This window comes from Zoogloea sp. 1C4 (genome assembly GCF_009469605.1).
GTDB classification, from domain to species: Bacteria; Pseudomonadota; Gammaproteobacteria; order Burkholderiales; family Rhodocyclaceae; genus Zoogloea; species Zoogloea oryzae.
The window spans coordinates 119,097-140,352 of sequence record NZ_SSXU01000004.1 but is presented as its reverse complement, the minus strand read 5'-3'; the positions used below and the strand labels follow the sequence as shown (position 1 = coordinate 140,352).

At 66.8% G+C, this 21,256-nt stretch carries 21 protein-coding genes and 1 riboswitch; of the genes, 12 read left to right on the top strand and 9 right to left on the bottom strand.

Annotation, left to right across the window (positions count from 1 at the left end):
* Positions 1-11 precede the first annotated feature (11 nt).
* On the bottom strand, positions 12-956 hold the full coding sequence (locus GH681_RS06605; protein ID WP_153160649.1) for a DUF805 domain-containing protein: 945 nt from the start codon (positions 954-956) through the stop codon (positions 12-14).
* Between the two features lie 146 nt (positions 957-1,102).
* Here GH681_RS06605 and GH681_RS06600 point away from each other — a divergent pair, with 146 nt between their 5' ends.
* The 4 genes from GH681_RS06600 to GH681_RS06585 all read left to right on the top strand — a co-directional run bounded on the left by GH681_RS06600 (position 1,103) and on the right by GH681_RS06585 (position 6,383).
* The gene (locus GH681_RS06600; RefSeq protein ID WP_153160648.1) at positions 1,103-1,348 is read left to right on the top strand and encodes an oxidoreductase-like domain-containing protein; all 246 of its coding nucleotides are present in this window, start codon (positions 1,103-1,105) and stop codon (positions 1,346-1,348) included.
* A gap of 9 nt (positions 1,349-1,357) precedes the next feature.
* Positions 1,358-1,439, top strand: a riboswitch (S-adenosyl-L-homocysteine riboswitch).
* 61 nt (positions 1,440-1,500) lie between these two features.
* A complete protein-coding gene (metH, locus tag GH681_RS06595) occupies positions 1,501-5,214 on the top strand; it encodes a methionine synthase (RefSeq protein ID WP_153160647.1) in 3,714 nt (1,237 codons plus the stop codon).
* 26 nt (positions 5,215-5,240) lie between these two features.
* Complete coding sequence (locus GH681_RS06590) at positions 5,241-5,822, top strand: GIY-YIG nuclease family protein (RefSeq protein WP_153160646.1); 582 nt, start codon at positions 5,241-5,243, stop codon at positions 5,820-5,822.
* A 60-nt stretch (positions 5,823-5,882) separates the two neighbouring features.
* Positions 5,883-6,383 carry a hypothetical protein gene (locus GH681_RS06585; RefSeq protein ID WP_153160645.1) on the top strand — a complete coding sequence of 167 codons (501 nt, stop codon included), beginning with the start codon at positions 5,883-5,885 and terminating at the stop codon, positions 6,381-6,383.
* Positions 6,384-6,404: 21 nt separating this feature from the next.
* Here GH681_RS06585 and GH681_RS06580 read toward each other — a convergent pair whose 3' ends face one another.
* From GH681_RS06580 to GH681_RS06570, 3 genes are read right to left on the bottom strand one after another with little or no spacing between them, the layout of a single operon-like run.
* Positions 6,405-7,202, bottom strand: coding sequence for a CbbQ/NirQ/NorQ/GpvN family protein (locus GH681_RS06580; RefSeq protein ID WP_153160644.1), 798 nt, complete (start codon positions 7,200-7,202; stop codon positions 6,405-6,407).
* A complete protein-coding gene (locus GH681_RS06575) occupies positions 7,199-7,459 on the bottom strand; it encodes a cytochrome C oxidase subunit IV family protein (protein WP_153160643.1) in 261 nt (86 codons plus the stop codon). Before GH681_RS06575 ends, GH681_RS06580 begins: the two co-directional genes overlap by 4 nt.
* Positions 7,460-7,468: 9 nt before the next feature.
* Positions 7,469-8,062 (bottom strand): cytochrome c oxidase subunit 3 family protein, encoded by a 594-nt coding sequence (locus tag GH681_RS06570; protein WP_153160642.1) that lies wholly within the window; start codon positions 8,060-8,062, stop codon positions 7,469-7,471.
* 161 nt (positions 8,063-8,223) lie between these two features.
* Between GH681_RS06570 and GH681_RS06565 the strand changes: the two genes are divergently transcribed.
* A complete protein-coding gene (locus tag GH681_RS06565; protein ID WP_255425180.1) occupies positions 8,224-9,147 on the top strand; it encodes a diguanylate cyclase in 924 nt (307 codons plus the stop codon).
* A 6-nt stretch (positions 9,148-9,153) separates the two neighbouring features.
* On the opposite strand, the gene GH681_RS06560 is transcribed toward GH681_RS06565, so the two are convergent.
* Both GH681_RS06560 and GH681_RS06555 read right to left on the bottom strand, forming a co-directional pair.
* Positions 9,154-9,645: an isoprenylcysteine carboxylmethyltransferase family protein gene (locus tag GH681_RS06560; protein ID WP_153160640.1), complete on the bottom strand. Its 492-nt coding sequence runs from the start codon at positions 9,643-9,645 to the stop codon at positions 9,154-9,156.
* A gap of 176 nt (positions 9,646-9,821) precedes the next feature.
* Positions 9,822-10,136 carry a hypothetical protein gene (locus tag GH681_RS06555; protein ID WP_153160639.1) on the bottom strand — a complete coding sequence of 105 codons (315 nt, stop codon included), beginning with the start codon at positions 10,134-10,136 and terminating at the stop codon, positions 9,822-9,824.
* 128 nt (positions 10,137-10,264) lie between these two features.
* Here GH681_RS06555 and GH681_RS06550 point away from each other — a divergent pair, with 128 nt between their 5' ends.
* A complete protein-coding gene (locus tag GH681_RS06550) occupies positions 10,265-11,527 on the top strand; it encodes an AmpG family muropeptide MFS transporter (protein ID WP_153160638.1) in 1,263 nt (420 codons plus the stop codon).
* A gap of 19 nt (positions 11,528-11,546) precedes the next feature.
* The gene (locus GH681_RS06545) at positions 11,547-12,257 is read left to right on the top strand and encodes a uracil-DNA glycosylase family protein (RefSeq protein WP_153160637.1); all 711 of its coding nucleotides are present in this window, start codon (positions 11,547-11,549) and stop codon (positions 12,255-12,257) included.
* Between the two features lie 252 nt (positions 12,258-12,509).
* Here GH681_RS06545 and GH681_RS06540 read toward each other — a convergent pair whose 3' ends face one another.
* Positions 12,510-14,036, bottom strand: a complete 1,527-nt coding sequence (locus GH681_RS06540; RefSeq protein ID WP_153160636.1) for a helicase HerA-like C-terminal domain-containing protein — start codon at positions 14,034-14,036, stop codon at positions 12,510-12,512.
* On the opposite strand from GH681_RS06540, the gene GH681_RS06535 reads away from it, so the two are divergent.
* Positions 14,035-14,187 (top strand): hypothetical protein, encoded by a 153-nt coding sequence (locus GH681_RS06535; RefSeq protein ID WP_153160635.1) that lies wholly within the window; start codon positions 14,035-14,037, stop codon positions 14,185-14,187. The genes GH681_RS06540 and GH681_RS06535 overlap by 2 nt on opposite strands.
* 38 nt (positions 14,188-14,225) lie before the next feature.
* On the top strand, positions 14,226-14,954 hold the full coding sequence (locus GH681_RS06530; RefSeq protein WP_153160634.1) for a YebC/PmpR family DNA-binding transcriptional regulator: 729 nt from the start codon (positions 14,226-14,228) through the stop codon (positions 14,952-14,954).
* A gap of 101 nt (positions 14,955-15,055) precedes the next feature.
* On the opposite strand, the gene GH681_RS06525 is transcribed toward GH681_RS06530, so the two are convergent.
* Positions 15,056-15,721 (bottom strand): choice-of-anchor E domain-containing protein, encoded by a 666-nt coding sequence (locus GH681_RS06525; RefSeq protein WP_153160633.1) that lies wholly within the window; start codon positions 15,719-15,721, stop codon positions 15,056-15,058.
* Positions 15,722-16,059: 338 nt separating this feature from the next.
* Here GH681_RS06525 and GH681_RS06520 point away from each other — a divergent pair, with 338 nt between their 5' ends.
* Together GH681_RS06520 and GH681_RS06515 are read left to right on the top strand one after the other, a co-directional pair.
* Entirely contained in the window at positions 16,060-16,491 is a 432-nt protein-coding gene (locus tag GH681_RS06520; RefSeq protein ID WP_153160632.1) for a PilZ domain-containing protein, read from the top strand.
* A gap of 143 nt (positions 16,492-16,634) precedes the next feature.
* Complete coding sequence (locus tag GH681_RS06515; RefSeq protein ID WP_153160631.1) at positions 16,635-18,266, top strand: ABC-F family ATPase; 1,632 nt, start codon at positions 16,635-16,637, stop codon at positions 18,264-18,266.
* A 15-nt stretch (positions 18,267-18,281) separates the two neighbouring features.
* Here GH681_RS06515 and GH681_RS06510 read toward each other — a convergent pair whose 3' ends face one another.
* Positions 18,282-20,414 (bottom strand): EAL domain-containing protein, encoded by a 2,133-nt coding sequence (locus GH681_RS06510; protein ID WP_194271156.1) that lies wholly within the window; start codon positions 20,412-20,414, stop codon positions 18,282-18,284.
* A 168-nt stretch (positions 20,415-20,582) separates the two neighbouring features.
* Here GH681_RS06510 and GH681_RS06505 point away from each other — a divergent pair, with 168 nt between their 5' ends.
* Positions 20,583-21,233 carry a hypothetical protein gene (locus tag GH681_RS06505; RefSeq protein WP_153160629.1) on the top strand — a complete coding sequence of 217 codons (651 nt, stop codon included), beginning with the start codon at positions 20,583-20,585 and terminating at the stop codon, positions 21,231-21,233.
* Positions 21,234-21,256 lie beyond the last annotated feature (23 nt).

The window sequence follows — 21,256 nt, the reverse complement described above, 5'->3', positions numbered from 1 at the left end:
GCCGATGTTGTTCAGCCGGCCGCCCGGCCCGGGGCGGACGGTGCAGCCCCGCGGGTGAACACGGCGCCTGCGTCGTCGCCCGGCAGCAGCGGCGCATCGGCCGGCGCGACGTGGGCCAGATAGCCGAGGCTGCCCAGGTATGCGGCCAGCGCCAGCAGGAAGGCCGGCAGGCTGGTGCGTCGGTGCGGGCCCCATTCGTTGGCATCCGCGCGGCCGGGCCAGAAGGCCAGCTTGAAGGTGAAATACAGCCCGAGCACAGGCACCAGCTGGGCCAGCCACACCCATCCACGCCAGTCCAGATCGTGGCTGCGGCGGATGAGGGCGCGGATCTTGAAGAGCCCGCCGGCGACTCCGGCCAGCACGCACAGGGGCATGGAGCCGAGCGTGAAGAGCGCGATGAGGCCCAGGTTGATGGCGGTCAGACCCACGAGGAAGCTCTGGAACATCAGGCCGCGACCGAAGCGCCCGTTGAGTCCGACGCCGAGGAATTCGCTGGCAACCGGCACCGTCTTGTCCATCGCGCCCTGGGGCTGGGCGGCGTTGGCGCTCTTGGCCGCCTGGGCGGCCAGAAATCCCGGCATGTTGATCGAGCACGCCCGGCACACGGTGCGCAGGGGCTGGGTCTCGCCACAGGCCGGGCAGACTACCTGGGGCAGGCCCGAGGCGCTGCTGCGGGTGGTGTCATCGCGGGCGGCGCTGAGGCGCTTGTCCAGCATGTCGGGCGGCAGGGGTGGGTCGATGGCCACCTTCAGGCCGATGCCCTTCAGGCGCAGCTCGTAGCGCTGGGCCTCGACGGCGGAGAGGCCCTTGCGCAGACGCACGCGCTGGCCCGAGAACACCTGATGGATGGTCTGGTGGGAACATCCGAGCAGGGTCTGGAGCTGCATGCGGGCGACGCTGCGGTCGTAGCCCGGCAGGGTTTCGCCAAAGAAGACGATGTTATGGACGGGTTCCAAGGTGCTTTCCCGATGGCGTGTCGGGCGGGATTCTACGGCCCCACCGGCTGTCGGGCAATGACGGGCAGATGAACGGGCGGCGGGCGGGCGCTTTCGCCGGCTGGCCGCCGGTGATATGTTCGCCCCCTTTTCTGCCCGAGCCGCCGATGAACGCCGCCGCCGACCCTTTTGATTTCCGGCCCGCCAGCCTGGCCGAGGCCGAAGCGCAGATCGCCGCCATCCGCGAGCGCCTCGCCGGGCGCGGGCTCGACCACCGCAATCCGCCGCCGCCGCCCACCGCCTGCTGCGGCCGCGGCTGCAACGGCTGCGTATGGGAGGGCTTCTACGCGGCCCTCGGCTGGTGGCGCGACGACGCCCGCGCACTGCTGGCGGATACGTCGAAAGCCTTGTAAAATCCGTCGCTTGCCGAGGAGCGTTGCGACCTGCTGATCCCCTCGATCCAGCAGGCCAGGCTCGGCAACCGATCAACGGCGCTCACAAACCTTCACCGGTTTGTTGCGCCGTTTTTCTTTGCGCGCCCCGGCCGATTTTATTAGGAACCGCCATGCAGCCCGACCGTACCGCCGAACTCCACAATCAACTGACCCACCGCATCCTGATCCTCGACGGGGCGATGGGCACGATGATCCAGCAGCACAAGCTGGGTGAAGCCGACTACCGGGGCACGCGTTTCGCCGAACACGGCAAGGATCTCAAGGGCAACAACGACCTGCTGGTGCTCACCCGGCCGGATGTGGTGGGCGGCATCCACCGGGCCTACCTCGAGGCCGGCGCCGACATCATCGAGACCTGCACCTTCAACGCCACGCGCATCTCCCAGGCCGAATACGGCCTGGCCGACGTGGCCTACGAGCTCAACGTCGAGGGCGCCCGCCTGGTGCGCGAGCTGTGCGACGAGTTCACCGCCGCCAACCCGGCCAAGCCGCGCTACTGCGCTGGCGTGCTCGGCCCCACCTCGCGCACCCTGTCGATCTCGCCGGACGTGAACGATCCGGGCTTCCGCAACGTGAGCTTCGACGCGCTGGTGGACGACTACTACGACTCCGCCAAGGGGCTGCTGGAAGGCGGCGCCGACATCCTGCTGATCGAGACCATCTTCGACACCCTCAACGCCAAGGCCGCGGTGTTCGCAGTCGAAAAGCTGTTCGCGGATCTGGGCAAGCGCGTGCCGGTGATGATCTCCGGCACCATCACCGACGCCTCCGGCCGCACCCTGTCGGGCCAGACCGCCGAGGCTTTCTGGAATTCCCTCTCCCACGCCCAGCCGATCAGCTTCGGTCTCAACTGCGCGCTGGGCGCGAAGGAGCTCCGCCAGTACGTGGAGGAGCTCTCCAACGTCTGCAACACCTTCGTCTCGGCCCACCCCAACGCCGGCCTGCCCAACCCCCTGTCGCCCACCGGCTACGACGAGACCCCCGAGCAGCTGGCGAGCGAGATCGTCGAATGGGCGCGCTCCGGCCTTGTGAACATCGTCGGCGGCTGCTGCGGCACCTCGCCGGCGCACATCAAGGCGATCGCCGAGGCGGTCAGCCTCGTCACCCCGCGCAGCGTGCCGGATATCGAGAAGAAGCTGCGCCTGTCGGGCCTGGAGCCTTTCAACGTGGGCGCCGATTCGCTGTTCGTCAACGTTGGCGAGCGCACCAACGTCACCGGCTCGCGCGCCTTTGCGCGAATGATCCTCGAAGGCCGCTTCGACGACGCCCTGGCGGTGGCCCGCCAGCAGGTGGAAAACGGCGCCCAGGTCATCGACATCAACATGGACGAGGCGATGCTCGACTCCCTCGCGGCGATGGAGAAGTTCCTCAAGCTCATCGCCTCCGAGCCGGACATCTCCCGCGTGCCCATCATGCTCGATTCGTCCAAGTGGAGCGTGATCGAGGCCGGCCTGAAGTGCATCCAGGGCAAGGGCGTCGTCAATTCCATCTCGATGAAGGAAGGCGAGGCCGAGTTCCTGCGCCAGGCGCGCCTGTGCCGCCAGTACGGTGCCGCGGTGATCGTGATGGCCTTCGACGAGAAGGGCCAGGCCGACACCTTCGCCCGCAAGACCGAGATCTGCGCCAAGGCCTACCAGCTCCTCACCGGCATCGGCTTCCCGCCGGAAGACATCATCTTCGACCCGAACATCTTCGCCATCGCCACCGGCATCGAGGAGCACGACAACTACGCCGTGGACTTCATCAACGCGGTGGCGTGGATCAAGGCCAACCTGCCCTACGCCAAGATCAGCGGCGGTGTCTCCAACGTGAGCTTCAGCTTCCGCGGCAACGACCCGGTGCGCGAGGCGATCCACACCGTGTTCCTGTACCACGCCATCAAGGCCGGCATGAGTATGGGCATCGTCAACGCCGGCATGCTGGGCGTGTACGACGACCTGGAGCCCGAGCTGCGCGCCAAGGTCGAGGACGTGGTGCTCAACCGCCACCCGGGCGCCGGCGAGGCGCTGGTGGAGTTCGCCCAGACGGTGAAGGAAGGCAAGGCCAAGGATTCCGGGCCGGATCTGTCCTGGCGCGAGCAGCCCGTCGAGGCGCGCCTTTCCCACGCGCTGGTCAAGGGCATCACCGATTTCGTGGTGGCCGACACCGAGGAAGTGCGCGCCAAGCTCGAAGCCGACGGCAAGCCGCCGCTGGCGGTGATCGAAGGCCCGCTGATGGCCGGCATGAACGTGGTGGGCGACCTCTTCGGCGCCGGCAAGATGTTCCTGCCCCAGGTGGTCAAGTCGGCCCGGGTGATGAAGCAGGCTGTGGCCCACCTCATCCCCTACATCGAGGCCGAGAAGCTGCGCACCGGCGCCACCAGCAAGGGCAAGATCGTCATCGCCACCGTGAAGGGCGACGTGCACGACATCGGCAAGAACATCGTCGGCGTGGTGCTCGGCTGCAACGGCTACGACGTGGTGGACCTGGGCGTGATGGTGTCCTGCGACAAGATCCTCCACGCCGCCCGCGAACACGGCGCCCAGGCCATCGGCCTGTCCGGCCTCATCACCCCGTCGCTCGAAGAGATGAGCCACGTGGCGGCGGAGATGCAGCGCCAGGGCTTTGCCGACGGCCAGTCGATCCCGCTGCTCATCGGCGGCGCCACCACCAGCCGCGCCCACACGGCGATCAAGATTGCCCCGCATTACAGCGGGCCGGTGATCTACGTGCCGGATGCCAGCCGTGCGGTGGGCGTGGTGACCAGCCTGCTCTCCGAAGGCCAGCGTGACGGCTACACCGCCGACGTGGCCGCCGACTACGAGAAGATCCGCGCCCAGCACGCCGGCAAGAAGGGCGTCGCGATGGTCAAGCTCGACGCCGCCCGCGCCAACGCCTTCCGGTGGAACCTCGACCCGGCCTACACGCCGGCCAAGCCCGCCCAGCTGGGTGTGCACGCCTTCGACATCGACCTCGCCGAGCTGGTGGATTTCATCGACTGGGGCCCGTTCTTCCAGACCTGGGATCTGGCCGGCAGCTACCCGAAGATCCTCGACGACGAGATCGTCGGCGAGACCGCCCGCGAGCTCAAATCCGACGCCGAGGTGATGCTCGCCCGGATGGTCGCCGAGCAGGACACCAACCCGTGGATCAAGGCCCGCGGCGTGATCGGCCTGTTCCCCGCCAACGCGGTGGGCGACGACATCGAGATCTACGCCGACGAATCCCGCAGCAACGTGCTGATGACCTGGCACGGCCTGCGCCAGCAGCACGAACGCCCCGCCGGCAAGCCCAACTACTGCCTGGCGGATTTCGTCGCCGGCAAGGAATCCGGCGTCGCCGACTACGTGGGCGTCTTCGCGGTGACCGCCGGCCTCGGCATCGAGGGCCGCCTCGCCGCCTACGAGCGCACCCACGACGACTACCACGCGATCATGCTCAAGGCGCTCGCCGATCGCTTCGCCGAAGCCGCCGCCGAATGGCTGCACACCCGCGTGCGCAAGGAGTTCTGGGGCTATTCGGCGGCCGAGACCTTCAGCACCGAAGAGCTCATCAAGGAAGCCTACCAGGGCATCCGCCCGGCGCCGGGCTACCCGGCTTGCCCGGATCACACGGTCAAGGGCGACCTCTTCAAGCTGCTCGACGTGCCCGCCAACACCGGCATGGGCCTCACCGAGAGCTTCGCGATGACCCCGGCGGCAGCCGTCTCCGGCTTCTACTTTGCCCACCCGGACAGCCACTACTTCGCGGTCAGCAAGATCGGGCGGGATCAGCTGGAAGACTGGGCGCAGCGCACCGGCATGACGGTGACTGAAGCGGAAAGGTGGCTGGCGCCGTTGCTGTAACAGACCGCCTTTGCCTGGGGGCGAGCATGAGCACCGATACGTCGTACTACGTCTATGCACTGAAAGACCCCCGGCAATCGCCGGCCATGCCGTTTTACATCGGCAAGGGCACCGGCACGCGCTCCTACGACCATCTGGTCAATCCCGACGATTCGCCCAAGGGCCGGCGGATCCGGGAGATCGAAGCTGCGGGCGGCAAGGTGCTGGTGGCCCGGCTGGTGGATGCGCTCACAGAGGCGCAGGCGCTCAAGATCGAGGCCGAGCTGATCGCCGCGTTCGGAACGCTTGAAACCGGCGGGCTGCTCACCAATGCCGTCATGCCAACCGGGCTTGCTCGCAAGAGCCGGCCGGCCGTGGTTGTGCCCGCGGGTGTCCGGGAGAAGGCGCAGATCGGACTGGCGCTGCTCAAGGATGCCGTGCTCGAACTGGCCAAGGCCAACCCGCAGGGCATCTCCAATTCCGACGCCGCCAGCCTGCTGGGGCTGCGCAGCGACTATGGCGGCGGGTCGAAGGACTATCTGTCGTACAGCGTGATCGGGCTGCTGATGCGCGACGGCAAGCTGGCGCGCACGCAAACGGGTCGCAAGCACATAGCGAAAGTGGATTGAGTGGGTTTCCACCTCTGCGCTGATCGCTGCTGTATTTGATCGTCGTAAATAACATCGGGTATGATGAATGGCTTAATTCATTGCTGGTGTTATTTATATATGTTTTGCTTGCGTAACTTGCTGGTTGTTCTGGTTGCCAGCCTGATTTCGGTTGTCGCACTTGCTGATCCGCTGTCTCAAACCAAGCACCAGCGGATCATGGGGCTGGCGGCCGAGCAGGGTCAGAACTCGGTGACTGTGGTCAGCATTGAGGAGGCCAATAATGCGCTCGCCACGATGCTGATGGTCGGCGCCCTCAATTCCGGCGTTCCCTCAGGGAATTCCGGTGTCGTGCGGCAGTTTTTTGAGGGCAAATTTAAAGTGAAGGTCTTGGGGGTTGTCGGCGACGATGACGCCCTGACTGCAGCAACAGTTGCCCGGGCGTTGGAGGACGTCAAGGGTAAGGCTGTGTCCGACGTGTCTTTGCTCGTGGTGCTGGACGATGAGGCGCAGCGCAGCCGTCTTGCAGCCCTCGCTGAGGCCGCAGGTGTTCGTCTCGTGCTTGCGCCGCCGCAGCGTTAGTGCTCGCGATGCCGCCCGCCGTCACCGCCCGAACGTTGCCCTCACCACCTCCAGCAGCGCGTCGGCCACGTCGGTGTCGTCAGTGAGGCTTTCCACCAGCGCCGAGCGGCAGGCTTCGATGGGGTCGAGGCCGACCTTCACCAGCTTGGCCGCATAAACCAGCAGGCGGGTGGACACCACTTCTTCCAGATCCACATCTTTCAGGCTGCGCAGGCGGGCAGCGATGGAGACGAGCTGCTTCGCCAGCATCGGGTCGCAGGCGGCTTCGCCCAGCAGGATGGACTCCTCCCGCGCGGCGCTCGGAAACTCGAAGCGCAGGCTGATGAAGCGCTGGCGGGTGGAGGGCTTGAGGCCCTTCAGGAAGTTCTGGTAGCCCGGGTTGTAGGACATCACCAGCATGAAGTTGTCGGGCGCGTGCAGCAGCTCGCCCGTGCGCTCGATGGGCAGCACGCGGCGGTCGTCGGCGAGCGGGTGGATCACCACGGTGGTGTCGCGGCGGGCTTCGACCACTTCATCCAGGTAACAGATGCCACCTTCGCGTACCGCGCGGGTCAGCGGGCCGTCGCACCACACCGTCTGACCGTCGCCCAGCAGGTGGCGGCCGACCAGATCGGCCGCGGTGAGATCGTCGTGGCAGGCCACGGTGTATAGCGGCAGCCCCAGCCGCGCCGCCATGTGGGCGACGAAGCGGGTCTTGCCCACGCCGGTGGGGCCCTTGATGAGCAGCGGCAGGCGGTTTTTCCAGGCCTGCTCGAAGACTTCCACTTCGTTGCCGGCGGCTTCGTAGAACGGGATGTTGGTGGTCATCGGGGCATTCATGGGATGGAGATCCAGTAGGCGACGGCGATCAGCGTCGAGACGAGCAGCAGCCAGCCGAGCAGCAGGCCGCGCCAGAAGAATTTGACCCCGCGCAGGCCCATGAAGTCGAGCACCACGAGGCGGCCCTTGATGAAGCTGATGGTGAGCAGCGCGGCCATCGCGGCCGTTCCGGCGCCGCCGCGCTCGCCGATCTCGAAGGTGGCGACGGTGGCGGCGAGCAGCACGACCAGCACGATGTTGAGGTGTCGGGTGTTCATCGCAATCCCTCAGCGCATCACGTAGACGAGCGGAAACAGCACGATCCACACTAGATCGACCATGTGCCAGTAGGCCGCGCCGGTTTCGATGCCGTTCATGTTGTCCGGGCCGTAGTCGCCCTGGCGGGTCTTCCACCACAGGGCGGTGAGGATCACCAGCCCGAGGATGACGTGCATGAAGTGGAAGAAGGTGAGCGACAGGTAGAACATGTAGAAAGTGTTGGTGGACAGGTTGATGCCCGCACCAAACTTGGCCGCGTATTCAAAGCCCTTCACCACCAGAAAGCCGCCGCCGCAGGCAATGCCGGCCAGCAGCCAGCGGGCGCCGGTCTGCGAGCGGGCCCGCCCGACAGCCTCGACCGCGCGGGCCACGCACCAGCTGCCGGTGATCAGCAGCACCGTGTTGAATGCACCGGCCTGGCGGTCGAGGGTCTCCTGCATCGTGTTGAAGAGCTCGACGTTGTGGGCGCGCCCGAAGGCATAGGCTGCAAAGAAGACTCCGAAGGCGAGCAGCTCGGCGAGGATGAAGAACCAGATCGCCAGATCACCGGGCGGCGCGCTGGCCGGGTGGGGGGCTGGCTGGGGTGGTGCGATGGTGTCCATGCCCGCGAGTATCGGCGGGCGGCGGGCGGCCAGCCTTGATCTGCACCAAGTGCCAGCCCGGACGGCGCCAGCGCATGCCGTCAGAGATGCGAAAGGTTTCCCGTCTAATATTACTTTAGATATAAGAACACGCTCCGGGAGGGAGTATGCGGATTCTGGTGGTGGATGACTCCCGAACCATCACGACGGTGTTCGGTGCGCGGCTCGTCGAGATCGGCCACGAGGTGGTCATCGCCGAGAACGGGCAGCTTGCCGTCGAGCGCTTCCAGGCGTCGGCGCCCGATCTCGTCCTGATGGACATCGAGATGCCGGTGATGAACGGATTCGAGGCCGCCAAGCAGATCCGCGCCGTCGAAGCCACCCAGGAATGGGCGTGGACGCCGATCATCTTCCTCACCGGCTCCGACACCCCGGAAAATCTCGTCATGGCCATCGAGGCCGGCGGCGACGACTTCATCCCCAAGTCGGCCCCCGAGGGCGTGGTCCAGGCCAAGATGAAGGCCATGGCGCGCATCGCCAGCCTGCGGGCCGAACTCTCCCTCGCCAACCGCAAGCTCGAGGCCCAGGCCAGCCAGGACGGGCTGACCGGCCTGTTCAACCGCCGTTACATGGATCTGCGGCTCGACCACCAGTGGGGCGAGGCGATCCGCTGCGGCGCGCCCTTCGGGCTGCTGATGATGGACGTGGACAACTTCAAGCTGTTCAACGACCACTACGGCCACCTGGCGGGCGACGACTGCCTGCGGGCGATCGCCGCGACGCTGCAGAAGGTGGTCGAGGAGGTCAATGCCCGGCGCCTTGCCCACGATGCCTTCGTGGCGCGTTATGGCGGCGAGGAGTTCGCGATGATGCTGCCCCGCTGCACCCCCGAAGCGCTCGCCGAGATCGCCCGGGTCACGGTGGATGCGGTGTGCAGGCAGGGGATCGCCCATGCGCGCAATGCAGAGTGGGGCGTGAGCACGCTGTCGGTGGGGGGTGTTCACATGAGCCGCGCCGAAGGTGCCCTGGCGCAGTTGTTCCGGCGCGCCGACGCGAACCTCTACCGCGCCAAGCAGAACGGCCGCAACCGGGCCGAGCTGGGCTGACGCGGCTCAGTAGATCAAGGGGATCAGCTTGCGGACGCGCCGCTGGTAGTCGGCGTAGGCCGGAAAACGCTCCAGCAGCCAGACCTCCTCGCGCCGCGACTTGATGTCGAAGAACACCAGCAGCAGCGCGGCCCACAGCAGGGTGAGCCAGCCCTGGGCAATCAGCGCCCAGCCGAAGGTGGCCAGGATCAGCCCGGAGTAGATCGGGTGACGGACCCAGCCGTAGGGGCCGGTTTCCACCAGCCGGCAGTCGTCTCGCGGATGGGGCAGCGGCGTGAGGTTGCGGCCCAGACGCAGCACGGCAGCGGCGCAGATCGTCACGCCAAGGGCCAGCAGCATCGCGCCGAGCGCCCGCCCGGGAAATTCCAGCATTCGCGGCCAGGCCGGCAGGCCCGGCAGCGACGACGGCCCGAAAGCGATCAACGCGAAGATGCCGCCCTGGGCGACCACATACCATTCGCCCCGTGGGCCTTTCCACCAGGGCGTGCGGCGCGTCATGGCCGGCTCCCGGCGTGGGGCCGCGCCCCGGAAATCAGATCCGCCCGTCGGCGAAAGCCGTGGGCCGTGTTGCCTGTCCGTGTGCCTGCCACCGCGTGTCATCCCCGTTCGACGGCCGGATGCCGTCGCCAGCCGCCATTCTAGGCCTCGGGGCGGCGCGGTGCAGGGGTGGCGTTTCAGCCCACCACGAAGCCCGGCACGTCGATTCGCACGGCCGGACGGTCGAGCACCACCGCGACGCTGCTGGCGAAGCTCCGCGCCCATTCGCCGCCCTGGGCGAAGCGCTGCTCGCCGCCGTATTTGGCCACGTTGAGGATCACGTCGAGCATCAGCACCTTGCCCACCGGGTTGCTCGGGGTGCATTCCAGCTCGTCGAACTCATCGTGGAGCCAGTCCTGGGCGCTGGCCTTGGTGAGATTGGCCACGTCGGCGGCGTGCACATGAAATTCGTATTCCCGGTCTGCCCGGAACACGACGGTGACGGTGTACATTCGGGTCTCCTCGTTATTTTTCCACCCTGATTGACGCATTTTTCGGTGGCCCGGCGGCAAGATCAAGTAACCGATTGTTATCATCCACCGCTGGCCTGCATCCTTCCCTCCGCTTCCCCGTTCCGCCCATGACCGAATCCCCCTGGCGCGCCCTCGCCAACCGCCGCATGCTGATCTGCGTGCTCACCGGTTTCTCGTCGGGCCTGCCGCTGTACCTGCTGCTCAACCTGGTTCCGGCGTGGCTGAAGACCGAGGGGCTATCACTCAAGGCGATAGGTGCCTTCGCACTCATCCAGTTTCCATATACCTGGAAGTTCGTCTGGTCGCCCTTTCTCGACCGCTTCGCGCTGCCCCTGCTGGGCCGCCGGCGCGGCTGGATGGCGCTCACGATGCTGCTCCTGCTGGCGGCGGTGGCGTGGCTCGGCACCCTGTCGCCCACCCATCAGCTCGGGCTGGTGATCGGCCTCACGGCGCTGATCGCCTTCCTGTCGGCCACCCTGGACATCGTCCTCGACGCTTACCGGCGCGAACTCCTGCCCGAGATCGAGCTGGGCATCGGCAACGCCATCCACGTCAATGCCTACAAGCTCGCCGGGCTGGTGCCGGGCAGCCTGTCGCTGGTGCTGGCCGATCACCTGCCGTGGTCGCAGGTGTTTCTGGTCACCGCGCTGTTCATGGCGCCGGGGCTGGTGATGACGCTGCTGGTGAAGGAGCCCGCCGCCGCCAGGGGCGCCCCGCGCACCCTGCGCGACGCGGTGGTCGAGCCCTTCCGCGAGTTCTTCGGCCGCCACGGCGTGCGCTCGGCGCTGGTGGTGCTGGGCTTCATCTTTCTCTACAAGCTGGGCGACTCCCTGTGCACCGCGCTGGCCACGCCGTTCTATCTGGACATGGGTTTTTCCAAGACCGAGATCGGCCTCGTCGCCAAGAACGCCGGCCTGTGGCCCAGCGTGATCGGCGGCATCCTGGGCGGGCTGTGGATGGTGAAGCTGGGCATCAACCGGGCGCTGTGGGTGTTCGGCGTGGTGCAGTGGCTGGCGATCTTCGGCTTTGCGTGGCTGGCCTGGCTCGGCCCGGCCGAGGCCGACGCCGGCCGGCTGGGCGTGCTGGCGGCGGTGATCGGGCTGGAGGCGCTGGGCGTGGGCCTCGGCACCACGGCCTTCGTGGCCTACATGGCGCGCACCACCCACCCGGCCTACACGGCCACCCAGCTGGCGCTGTTCACCAGCCTGATGGCGGTGCCGCGTACCTTCATCAACGCCTCGGCCGGCTGGCTGGTGGAATACTTCGGCTGGTTCGATTTCTTCCTGCTGTGCGGCGTGCTGGCGGTGCCCGGCATGCTGCTGCTGTTCAAGGTGGCGCCGTGGCGCGAGACGCCCGCGGCCGTCGCCTGATTTTCCATTGATGCCCATCATGACGCCCCTCGAATCCGCCGCCCGCAGCCTGTGCGACACCCTCGACCCGATGCGCTTCGCCGCGCCGGTCAGCCACGTGTACAACCCCCTCGACTACGCCTGGGCGCCCAACGCGCTGTACCTGCAGCGCTTTGGCCAGGGCAAGAAGAAGGTGATCTTCGTGGGCATGAACCCCGGCCCCTTCGGCATGGTGCAGACCGGCGTGCCCTTCGGCGAGATCGCCGCGGTGCGCGACTGGATGGGCATCGAGGCGGCGGTGACGAAGCCCGCGGTCGAGAACCCCAAACGCCCCATCGAGGGCTTCGCCTGCCCGCGCTCCGAGGTGAGCGGGCGGCGCCTGTGGGGGCTATTTGCCGAGCGTTTCGGCAGCGCCGAGGCCTTCTTTGCCGATCACTTTGTGGCCAACTACTGCCCGCTCGCCTTCTTCGACAACGGCCGCAACCTCACGCCCGACAAGCTCCCGGCGGCCGAGCAGGGCCCGCTGCTGGCGGCCTGCGACGCCCACCTGCGCCGCGTGGCCGAGGCGCTTGAGCCCGACTGGGTGATCGGCGTCGGCGCCTGGGCCGAACAGCGCGCCCGGGAGGCGCTGGGCGGAATGCCGGTGAAGTTCGGCCGCGTGCTCCACCCCAGCCCGGCCAGCCCGGCGGCCAACCGCGGCTGGAGGGAGGCGGCGACCAAACAGCTCGTCGCGCTTGGCGTGTGGGATTAGGGGGACGTGCAGATCAGGTTGTAGGTCGGACTTCAGTCCGACGACGTGGGTGCAGCGTCTTGTCGGACTGAAGTCCGACCTACAGTTCGAGCCTCACCAAGGGGATGTGCCTGGTTTGCGGGGCTGGACCGATGGGAGCAGAAAGCGCCCGGTTGGGATGATTCCGCTCCAGGCTGGGAGCAAAAAGCTCCCAGTCGGGACGATTTTGCTCCCGGTCGGGAGCAAAAAGGTCTGAACCGGGGCGGGGGGGCGTCAGCGGCGGCGGCCGCCTCCGCCGAGGATCGAGCCCAGCACGCCGCGGACGATCTCGCGGCCGATGGCCGAGCCGACCGTGCGTACCGCGCTGCGGGCGGCCTGTTCGGCGAGGCCCGGATGGCGTCCGCCGCGGGGGCCGGTGGTGCCGAACAGGATGCTGGAAAGCCCGCCCAGCAACCCGCCGCCTGCCTCCTCCTGCGCGGCCGGGGCGCCCGCCGGGGCGGCGCCACCGCCATTGCCGGCCGGGGCCGCGCCGCCGCGGAGCTTCTCGAAGGCGGATTCGCGGTCGATGATTTCCTCGTAGTGCCCGTAGATCACCGAGCTTTCGATGGCGGCCTTGCGCTCGGCGGCGCTGAGCGGCCCGAGGCGGGAGTTGGGGGCGATGATGAAGCAGCGCTCCACCATGTGCGGGCGGCCCTTCTCGTCGAGGAAGGAGATCAGCGCCTCGCCCACGCCCAGCTCGGTGATGACCGTGGCGGCGTCGAACTCGGGGTTGGCGCGCATGGTTTCGGCGGCGGTCTTGACGGCTTTCTGGTCGCGCGGGGTGAAGGCGCGCAGGGCGTGCTGGACGCGGTTGCCGAGCTGGCCGAGCACCGTCTCGGGCACGTCCAGCGGGTTCTGGGTGACGAAGTAGACGCCAACGCCCTTCGAGCGGATCAGCCGCACCACCTGCTCGATCTTCTCGAGCAGGGCCTTGGGCGCCTCGTTGAACAGCAGGTGGGCCTCGTCGAAGAAGAACACCAGCTTGGGCTTGTCCACGTCGCCTACTTCCGGCAGCTGCTCGAAGAGCTCGGCCAGCATCCACAGCAGGAAGGTGGAGTACAGCTTGGGCGAGTTGTAGAGCTTGTCGGCGGCCAGGATGTTGATCACGCCACGGCCGTCGGCGTCGGTCTGGATGAGGTCGGCGATGTCGAGCATCGGCTCGCCGAAGAATTTGTCGCCGCCCTGGGCCTCGATGCCCATCAGGCCGCGCTGGATGGCGCCGATGGACGCGGCGGAGATGTTGCCGTATTCGGTGGTGAAGTCCTTGGCGTTGTCGCCCACGTATTGCAGGGTGGCGCGCAGGTCCTTGAGATCGATGATGAGCAGGCCCTGGTCGTCGGCGATCTTGAAGACCAGCTGCAGCACGCCGGCCTGGGTGTCGTTGAGGTTGAGCAGCCGCGCCAGCAGCATCGGGCCCATGTCGGAGACGGTGGCGCGCACCGGGTGGCCGGCCTCGCCGAAGACGTCCCAGAACACCGTGGTGTTGGCCCGCGGGGTGAATTCGGTGATGCCCAGGGCGGCCAGGCGCTCCTTGAGCTTGGGCGATTCGACGCCCGCGGCGCCGATGCCCGACAGATCACCCTTCACGTCGGCCATGAACACCGGCACGCCGATGCTGGCAAAGGATTCGGCCATCTTCTGCAGGCTCACCGTCTTGCCGGTGCCGGTGGCGCCGGTGATCAGGCCGTGGCGGTTGGCAAGCTGGGGCAGCAGGGCAATTTCCTTGTCCTTGGACTTGGCGATGATGAGGGGCTCGGTCATGGAATCCTCCGGGTGGGCGAAATGGGATCAGTCGGCAATTATCGGCCAACTGCCCGCAACGGGCATGAAATCTGCCCCGGCGCGCCAAAAAATGATTGGCAAATTGATCCGCGGCAAGCGCGGGCTGCGCGAAGGGCGGGCGGCGGGGTAAAATCGCCGCTTTTAGTTGCAATCCAAGGACACAGAATCATGGCGGGTCATTCCAAGTGGGCCAATATCCAGCACCGCAAGGGCCGGCAGGATGAAAAGCGCGGTCGGGTCTTCTCCCGGCTGGCCAAGGAAATCACGGTTGCGGCACGCATGGGTGGGGGCGATGCCGCCTTCAATCCGCGCCTGCGCCTGGCGGTGGATCGCGCCAAGGCGGTGAACATGCCGGCCGACAACATCGACCGGGCCGTCAAGAAGGGCACCGGCGAGCTGGAAGGCGTCACCTACGAGGAAGCCCGCTACGAGGGTTACGGCATCGGCGGCGCGGCGGTGATGGTCGATTGCCTCACCGACAACAAGACCCGCACCGTGGCCGATGTGCGTCACGCCTTCAACAAGTACGGCGGCAACATGGGCACCGACGGCTGCGTGGCCTTCCAGTTCAAGCACTGTGGCCAGATCCTGTTTGCGCCGGGCACGTCGGAAGACGCGCTGATGGAAGCCGCTCTCGAAGCCGGTGCCGACGACGTGGTGCCCAACGACGACGGCTCCATCGAGGTGATGACCGATCCGTACCAGTTTGGTGAAGTGAAGGAAGCGCTCGAGAGGGCCGGTTTTGTGGCGGAGTTTGGCGAAGTGACCATGAAGCCGCTCAACGACACCGAACTCGCCGGCGACGACGCGGTGCGCATGCAGAAGCTGCTCGACGCGCTGGAATCCCTCGACGACGTGCAGGCGGTGTACACCTCTGCCGCGATGGACGATGCCTGATTGGTTCTTTCGCTAAGCGGAAGCCGGATACAAAAAAGCCACCTTGCGGTGGCTTTTTTGCTTTGCAGCGCATCCCGGACTAAGCCGGGAGGCAAGGCAAATTACTTGCGGCGACGGGCAGCGGCCAGGCCCAGAGCGCCAAGGCCAACCAGGGCCATGGAGGTGGGTTCCGGAACCGGGGTGGTCGGGACTTCGTAGTCGTACCAGACGCTGGCGGTCGCGTTGTAGCGGGTCAGGATGGTCGAGGTGATGTCACCCGTGCCGATGACCGAGTTCGCGGAGGTGGCGGAGGTGTTGAGGGTGATGGACCCTGGGCCAACGAACAGCGCCAGGGTGGCGGCGTCCAGGAAGACAGCCTCAGGACCGATGACGGTGTTGGTCAGGGCGCGGGCGGGGAAGCCGGCGCTCGAATAGGTGCCGTTCGCGCCAACAGTCTGGGTGTCGGTGACGGTCGGCAGGACCGTGGTCAGGGCGTCGCCGGCCAGGGTCTTCAGGTTGACGGTCACATCGTTGGTGAACACGAAGGTGTTGCTGGCGCCGCCCAGGTCGGTGGCGGTGTAGCCAGTTTCTTCGTAGCCGGTCAGCTGGATATGAACGCTGGTCAGGGTGCCGAGCGCGGTGTCGAACTTGGCGAAGGTCAGCGGGTTGTCGAGCCCGTTGGTGTTCTTCAGGCCGGTGGAGAGGGTTTCAGGGGTGGTCAGCAGCGGGGCGGCAACGACGCTCAGGGAGATGAGCGAGCCTGCTGCGAAGGCGAGCAGTTTTTTCATATGAAAACTCCAGATTGAAAATCGTCAAAAATATTTTGCAATGGGGGCGATCCCGACTGCTGGCTCAATCTGAGCAAAACGCGTGCCCGCTTTGGGGCGTTTTAGTTAAATCAATCACTTAAGTTTATAAATTGGTTTGCCGAAATTCGTTTGTAAAAATTCTCGACAGGTTGATGTGAATTTCTGTGTATCCGTGATGGGTGCCACGAAAATTCGAATCGAATTCCGCGTCCCTCCGATGAATTTGAGTTTTTAGGTAAAAAATATCGTTTTGCTTGTGAATTTGTTGTATTTTGAGCAAAGCTGTCGGATCAGAGATTTTGAAAGGGTTTGCCGTGATGGAGCTTCAGACCGCGACTGCCATTCCCGCCGTTCCGCGCGGTGAGCGTCGCAAGCGCCAGCGTTTCGTGGCCAAGCGTTGGGGGAACGTGTGCTTCTGGGTGGTGATCGATGGCGAGCGCATGCCGGTCAATGATCTGTCCCTGGAAGGTTTCAGCGTGCCGTGGGGCTCGCCGCTGGCCGAGCCGGAGGCCTTTCCTTTCGTGATGCAGCTCGAGGGCATCCCCGACGTGATCCGCGGCATGGCCGAGACCGTCAACTTCGTGCTCGGGGCCGACGGCGGGATGATGGGCTGCCGTTTCGTCACCCTTTCCCGCGATGCGGCCGACCGTCTGCACGAGTGGCTGACGCTCCACGTCATCTCCACCGCGACGATCCGGATCTCCGAGTCCGACGCGGCGTCCATCGTATCGGGGCCGTCGCTGGTCTGATGCGCTGCATCAAGCACCGAGAAAATTTCTCAGGTGCTTGAAAGACATGATAAATTTCGGACAAGCTGCGCCGGCCCCGTGCCGGCGCCTTTGTTTTGCCCGTGTCGCCGCCTGCGACCGCCGGAATTTAAGGAATTCGTGTCGTGCTCATCGCCAACAACATCACCATGCAGTTCGGGGCCAAGCCCCTTTTCGAGAACGTCTCCGTCAAGTTCGGCGAAGGCAACCGCTACGGCCTGATCGGCGCCAACGGGGCCGGCAAGTCCACGTTCATGAAGATCCTGGCCGGCGTGCTGGAACCCACCGCCGGTAACGTGGCCCTCGACAGCGGCGAGCGCATGGCCTTCCTGAAGCAGGATCAGTTCGCCTACGAAGACGTGCGGGTGCTCGACGTGGTGATGCAGGGCCACGCCGAGATGTGGGCGTGCATGCAGGAGAAGGACGCCATCTACGCCAACCCGGAAGCCACCGAAGAGGACTACATGAAGGCGGCCGAGCTGGAAGGCCACTTCGCGGAGTACGACGGCTATACCGCCGAGGCCCGTGCCGGCGAGCTCCTCCACGGTGTCGGCATCCCCACCGAACAGCACAACGGCCCGATGCGCGAAGTCGCCCCCGGCTGGAAGCTGCGCGTGCTGCTGGCCCAGGCGCTGTTCGCCAACCCGGACATCCTGCTGCTCGACGAACCGACCAACAACCTCGACATCAACACCATCCGCTGGCTGGAGGACGTGCTGAACCAGCGCAACTCCACGATGATCATCATCTCCCACGACCGCCACTTCCTGAACCAGGTGTGTACCCACATGGCGGATCTGGACTACGGCCGTATCCAGGTGTGGCCGGGCACGTGGGATGACTACATCGAGGCGTCCACCCAGGCCCGCGAGCGCCAGTCGAACGCCAACCAGAAGGCCAAGGAGAAGGTCCAGGAGCTGCAGGAGTTCGTGCGCCGCTTTTCGGCCAACAAGTCCAAGGCCCGTCAGGCCACCAGCCGCGCCAAGCAGATCGAGAAGATCAAGATCGAGGAGTTCAAGCCGTCGTCCCGCCAGTACCCGTGGATCCGCTTCGACTACGACGAGAAGGAAAAGCTGCACCGTCAGGCCGTCGAGATCGAAAACCTCACCTTCGGCTACGATCCGGCCAACCCGATCATCAAGAACTTCACCTTCACCGCCGACGCCAACGACCGCATCGCGATCATCGGCGAGAACGGCATCGGCAAGACGACCCTGCTCAAGCTGCTGGTCGGCCCCGGCCTGCACGGCCTGGCGCCCCAGTTCGGCACCGTCAAGTGGGCCGAGAAGGCCAAGCTCGGCTATTACGCCCAGGATCACGCCGATGACTTCGCCAGCGGCGAAAACCTCACCGACTGGATCAGCGGCTACGTGCGCGAGGGCGGCTACGAAGGCGACGACGCCGAAACCCTGATCCGCGGCACGCTGGGCCGGCTGCTCTTCAAGGGCGACGACGTGAAGAAGTCGGTCAAGGTGATCTCGGGCGGCGAACAGGGCCGGATGCTGTTCGGCAAGCTCATGCTCCAGCGCAAGAACGTGCTGCTGCTGGATGAGCCGACCAACCACATGGACATGGAATCCATCGAATCCCTCAACTCGGGCATCGCGGATTTCAGCGGCACGCTGTTCTTCGTCTCCCACGACCGGGCGTTCGTGTCGTCCATCGCCACCCGCATCCTCGAGATCCGTGGCCCCGGCGACATCGTCGATTACCGCGGCACCTACGAGGAATACCTCGCCAGCCAGGGCATCGAGTAAGCCCGCCGGCAGGTTTCAGACGACGGCGCGGCTTTCCGGCCGGGTCGTCGTCCGCTGCGCCTCGATGTAGGTGCGGCAGGCTTCCGGGCTCACCGCCGGGCTGTACAGCCAGCCCTGGAAACCGTCGCACCCCAGGCTCGCCAGCAGGTCGCGCTGGGCCTGGGTCTCCACGTACTCGGCCACCAGCCGCACATCCTGGCTCCGGCACAGCTGGCCGACGCTGGCGATGATCTCGCGGCAGCTGGCGTTGTTCAGCACCTCCCGCGTCAGCGATCCATCCAGCTTGATCGCGTCGATGCGGAAGCGCCGCATGTACAGCAGCGAGCTGTAGCCCATCCCGAAATCGTCCATCGCCAGCTTGACGCCCAGCGCGCCCAGGGCTGACAGGTTGTGCGCCGAGGTTTCGGTGCTGCTCACCAGATGGCCTTCGGTGATCTCGATCTCCAATGCCCCGGGCGCCAGCCGGTGGCGCGTGAGGCAGCGCTCGACCCGCGCCGCGAAGGCCGGGTCTTCGAGCTGCAGGGGCGAGACATTCACCGCCATCTCGATGCCGGAAAGGCCGGTCTCGCGCCACTGCTGCAGCTGCCGGCAGGCCATCTCGAGCACCCGGTCGCCCACCTCGTTGATCTTGCCCGCATCCTCGATGATCGCCACCGCCACGTGGGCCGGCACGCCGCCCAGCAGCGGGTGATCCCAGCGCAGCAGGGCCTCGACGCCGGTGACCCGCCCGGCCTGGTCGAGCTTGGGCTGGTAGGCCAGATGGATGCGGCCGCTGCGCAGATCCTGGTCGAGCCGGGCCGCCAGGCTCCGCGCCAGGCTGCCGATCTCGTCGGTGCGACCCAGCAGCTGCTGGCCCGGCTGAACCAGAATACCCTGCATCGAACTGATCAGCCGCGCGAAGGTGGCCCGGGTGCGGGCGCGCTGGAGGCGGTCGTTGCGGCGCACGAAGGGCAGGTAGATCGCCACCGAGAGCCCGATGTTGACCAGCTGCAGCGCAACCCCCCGCCACGAATCGGCGGTGAGCCAGGCGTTGAGCAGCAGCGGCGTGGCCCACGGCACGTGGCCGGCGTTGGGCGGGACGAGGCCGGCGGCCACCGCACCCCAGGCGACCAGCAGGCTCGCCAGCGGCGCCAGCAGGAAGGGCAGCAGCAGCGTCGGGTTGAAGACGATGGGCAGGCCGAAGATCAGGATCTCGTTGATGTTGAACAGGGCCGTCGGTGCCGCCAGCCAGCTCAGGCGCCGACGGCTGCCGCGGGTGACGGCCAGCAGCGGGATCAGCAGGCCGATCGTGGCGCCCGACCCGCCCAGCAGCACGAAGGCATCCACGAAGGCGTTGGTGATGATCTCCGGCGGCACCTGCCCGGCCTGCAGGGCGTGGATGTTGGCTTCGCTGGCCGGGAAGAGGTGGTCGCGGTAGAACAGCTCCAGCGCGTTGTTGCCGTGCACGCCGACGAACCACAGCAGGTGGGCCAGCACGGTGAACAGCACGGTGCGCAGCAGGGCGCTGTCCGACAGCCCGAACAGCCAGCCCAGCGCCCGGTCGCCGATGGCGTCGGCCGACTGGGCGTAGGGCGCGATCAGGGCGTGCTGGATCACGCAGAACAGCCCGATGGTGAGCATGCCGGGGAGGACGGACTTGAGCACCGCCGGGAGTTCCGAGTCCGCCTCGGCCAGCATGGACAGGTCGAGCCCGCGCACGCGCCGCAGGCGCAGGAAGAGCTCGGTGGCGGCGATGCCCACCAGCACCGACAGGAACACCCCCCGCGGCACCGCCAGCTCGCTGGAGAGCAGGCCCTTGCCCGGCAGGACCAGGATGAAGTAGCAGCACAGGGCGATCAGGGCCACCGCCACCGGGCTTGTGTCGGTGCGCTGCCGGGCCGCGACAAGCGCCGCCAGCGCATGGCTGGTGGCGAACACCACGGCGATCGACAGCAGCCCCAGGCTGGCCTGCCAGGCGGACTGCACGGCAGCGCGCCAGTCGGGCCCCCACCAGCCGTCCATCGCGGCCTGGTAACCGGGGATCGGCAGGTTGAGGACGAGCAGGGCGACGGCGCCGCTCAGCACCAGCGGCAGGGTCAGCAGAAAGCCCCGCCGGACCGCCGGGGCCCAGGGATGGTCACCCGCGCCGGGGCGGTCCGCGTCAGTCATGGCGTGGGCATGCGGCAGCGGGGTGAGGCAGGAGCGGACATCGGCATGGGGCGTCCTCGGGTGTCCTGCCCGGGCCTTGCGGCGGCGCCGGGCGGGCGGATCGACTGTCGGCGCCTCTATGGGCGCCTGCCCGGTATCATCGCGCATTCCGCACCGACTGTAAGCCCCATGCCGCAACCTTCGATCCTTGCGCTGCTCTCCGCGCTCACCATTGCCTTCGGGCTGGTGGCGGATCGCTTTGGCGGCGCGTGGGGCCAGCCGCTGGTGAGCGTCTGGGTGTGGGCCCTGTGCGCGCTGCTGGTGGTGGCGCATCCGGCCCAGCGCACGCGTCTGCTGGCCTGCCTGGTGATCGCCACCGCGGGCGAGGTGGTGCTGTCGCTGGTCTGGGGGCTCTACGACTACCGCCTCGGCAACCTGCCGCTGTTCGTGCCGCCGGGGCATGTGCTGCTCTACTGGCTGGGCCTGTACCTCGCCGATCGCCTGCCCGGGCGGCTCCTCACGGCCACCGCGTGGCTGGCGGTGGCGGGCGTCAGCGCGCTGGCGCTGGGCGGCGTGGACTGGCTCGGGCCGCCGCTCCTGCTGATCTTTCTGGCCTGTCTGCGCTGGGGGCCGGCGCCGCGGCTTTACGCGACGATGTTCCTGCTGTCGCTGGTCATGGAGTTGTGGGGCACCTGGCTCGGCAACTGGGCCTGGCGGGCGACGCTGCCCGGGCTGGGCTGGCCGGTGAGCAATCCGCCGCTGGCGGCCGGGGCGTTCTATTGCGTCCTCGATCTGCTCAGTGAAAGTGTGCGACGGCGCCGGGTTGCTGCAACTGCCTGAGGGTGGTGGCGGTGTAAGCTGGC

What these genes read in the sequence shown, in the direction of transcription:
- GH681_RS06600 (WP_153160648.1), top strand. Translation starts at nt 1,103, where the DNA reads ATGAACGCCGCCGCCGACCCTTTTGATTTCCGGCCCGCCAGCCTGGCC.
- metH (WP_153160647.1), top strand. Translation starts at nt 1,501, where the DNA reads ATGCAGCCCGACCGTACCGCCGAACTCCACAATCAACTGACCCACCGC.
- GH681_RS06590 (WP_153160646.1), top strand. Translation starts at nt 5,241, where the DNA reads ATGAGCACCGATACGTCGTACTACGTCTATGCACTGAAAGACCCCCGG.
- GH681_RS06585 (WP_153160645.1), top strand. Translation starts at nt 5,883, where the DNA reads ATGATGAATGGCTTAATTCATTGCTGGTGTTATTTATATATGTTTTGC.
- GH681_RS06580 (WP_153160644.1), bottom strand. Translation starts at nt 7,202, where the DNA reads ATGAATGCCCCGATGACCACCAACATCCCGTTCTACGAAGCCGCCGGC.
- GH681_RS06575 (WP_153160643.1), bottom strand. Translation starts at nt 7,459, where the DNA reads ATGAACACCCGACACCTCAACATCGTGCTGGTCGTGCTGCTCGCCGCC.
- GH681_RS06570 (WP_153160642.1), bottom strand. Translation starts at nt 8,062, where the DNA reads ATGGACACCATCGCACCACCCCAGCCAGCCCCCCACCCGGCCAGCGCG.
- GH681_RS06560 (WP_153160640.1), bottom strand. Translation starts at nt 9,645, where the DNA reads ATGACGCGCCGCACGCCCTGGTGGAAAGGCCCACGGGGCGAATGGTAT.
- GH681_RS06555 (WP_153160639.1), bottom strand. Translation starts at nt 10,136, where the DNA reads ATGTACACCGTCACCGTCGTGTTCCGGGCAGACCGGGAATACGAATTT.
- GH681_RS06550 (WP_153160638.1), top strand. Translation starts at nt 10,265, where the DNA reads ATGACCGAATCCCCCTGGCGCGCCCTCGCCAACCGCCGCATGCTGATC.
- GH681_RS06545 (WP_153160637.1), top strand. Translation starts at nt 11,547, where the DNA reads ATGACGCCCCTCGAATCCGCCGCCCGCAGCCTGTGCGACACCCTCGAC.
- GH681_RS06535 (WP_153160635.1), top strand. Translation starts at nt 14,035, where the DNA reads ATGGAATCCTCCGGGTGGGCGAAATGGGATCAGTCGGCAATTATCGGC.
- GH681_RS06540 (WP_153160636.1), bottom strand. Translation starts at nt 14,036, where the DNA reads ATGACCGAGCCCCTCATCATCGCCAAGTCCAAGGACAAGGAAATTGCC.
- GH681_RS06530 (WP_153160634.1), top strand. Translation starts at nt 14,226, where the DNA reads ATGGCGGGTCATTCCAAGTGGGCCAATATCCAGCACCGCAAGGGCCGG.
- GH681_RS06525 (WP_153160633.1), bottom strand. Translation starts at nt 15,721, where the DNA reads ATGAAAAAACTGCTCGCCTTCGCAGCAGGCTCGCTCATCTCCCTGAGC.
- GH681_RS06520 (WP_153160632.1), top strand. Translation starts at nt 16,060, where the DNA reads ATGGAGCTTCAGACCGCGACTGCCATTCCCGCCGTTCCGCGCGGTGAG.
- GH681_RS06510 (WP_194271156.1), bottom strand. Translation starts at nt 20,414, where the DNA reads ATGACTGACGCGGACCGCCCCGGCGCGGGTGACCATCCCTGGGCCCCG.
- GH681_RS06505 (WP_153160629.1), top strand. Translation starts at nt 20,583, where the DNA reads ATGCCGCAACCTTCGATCCTTGCGCTGCTCTCCGCGCTCACCATTGCC.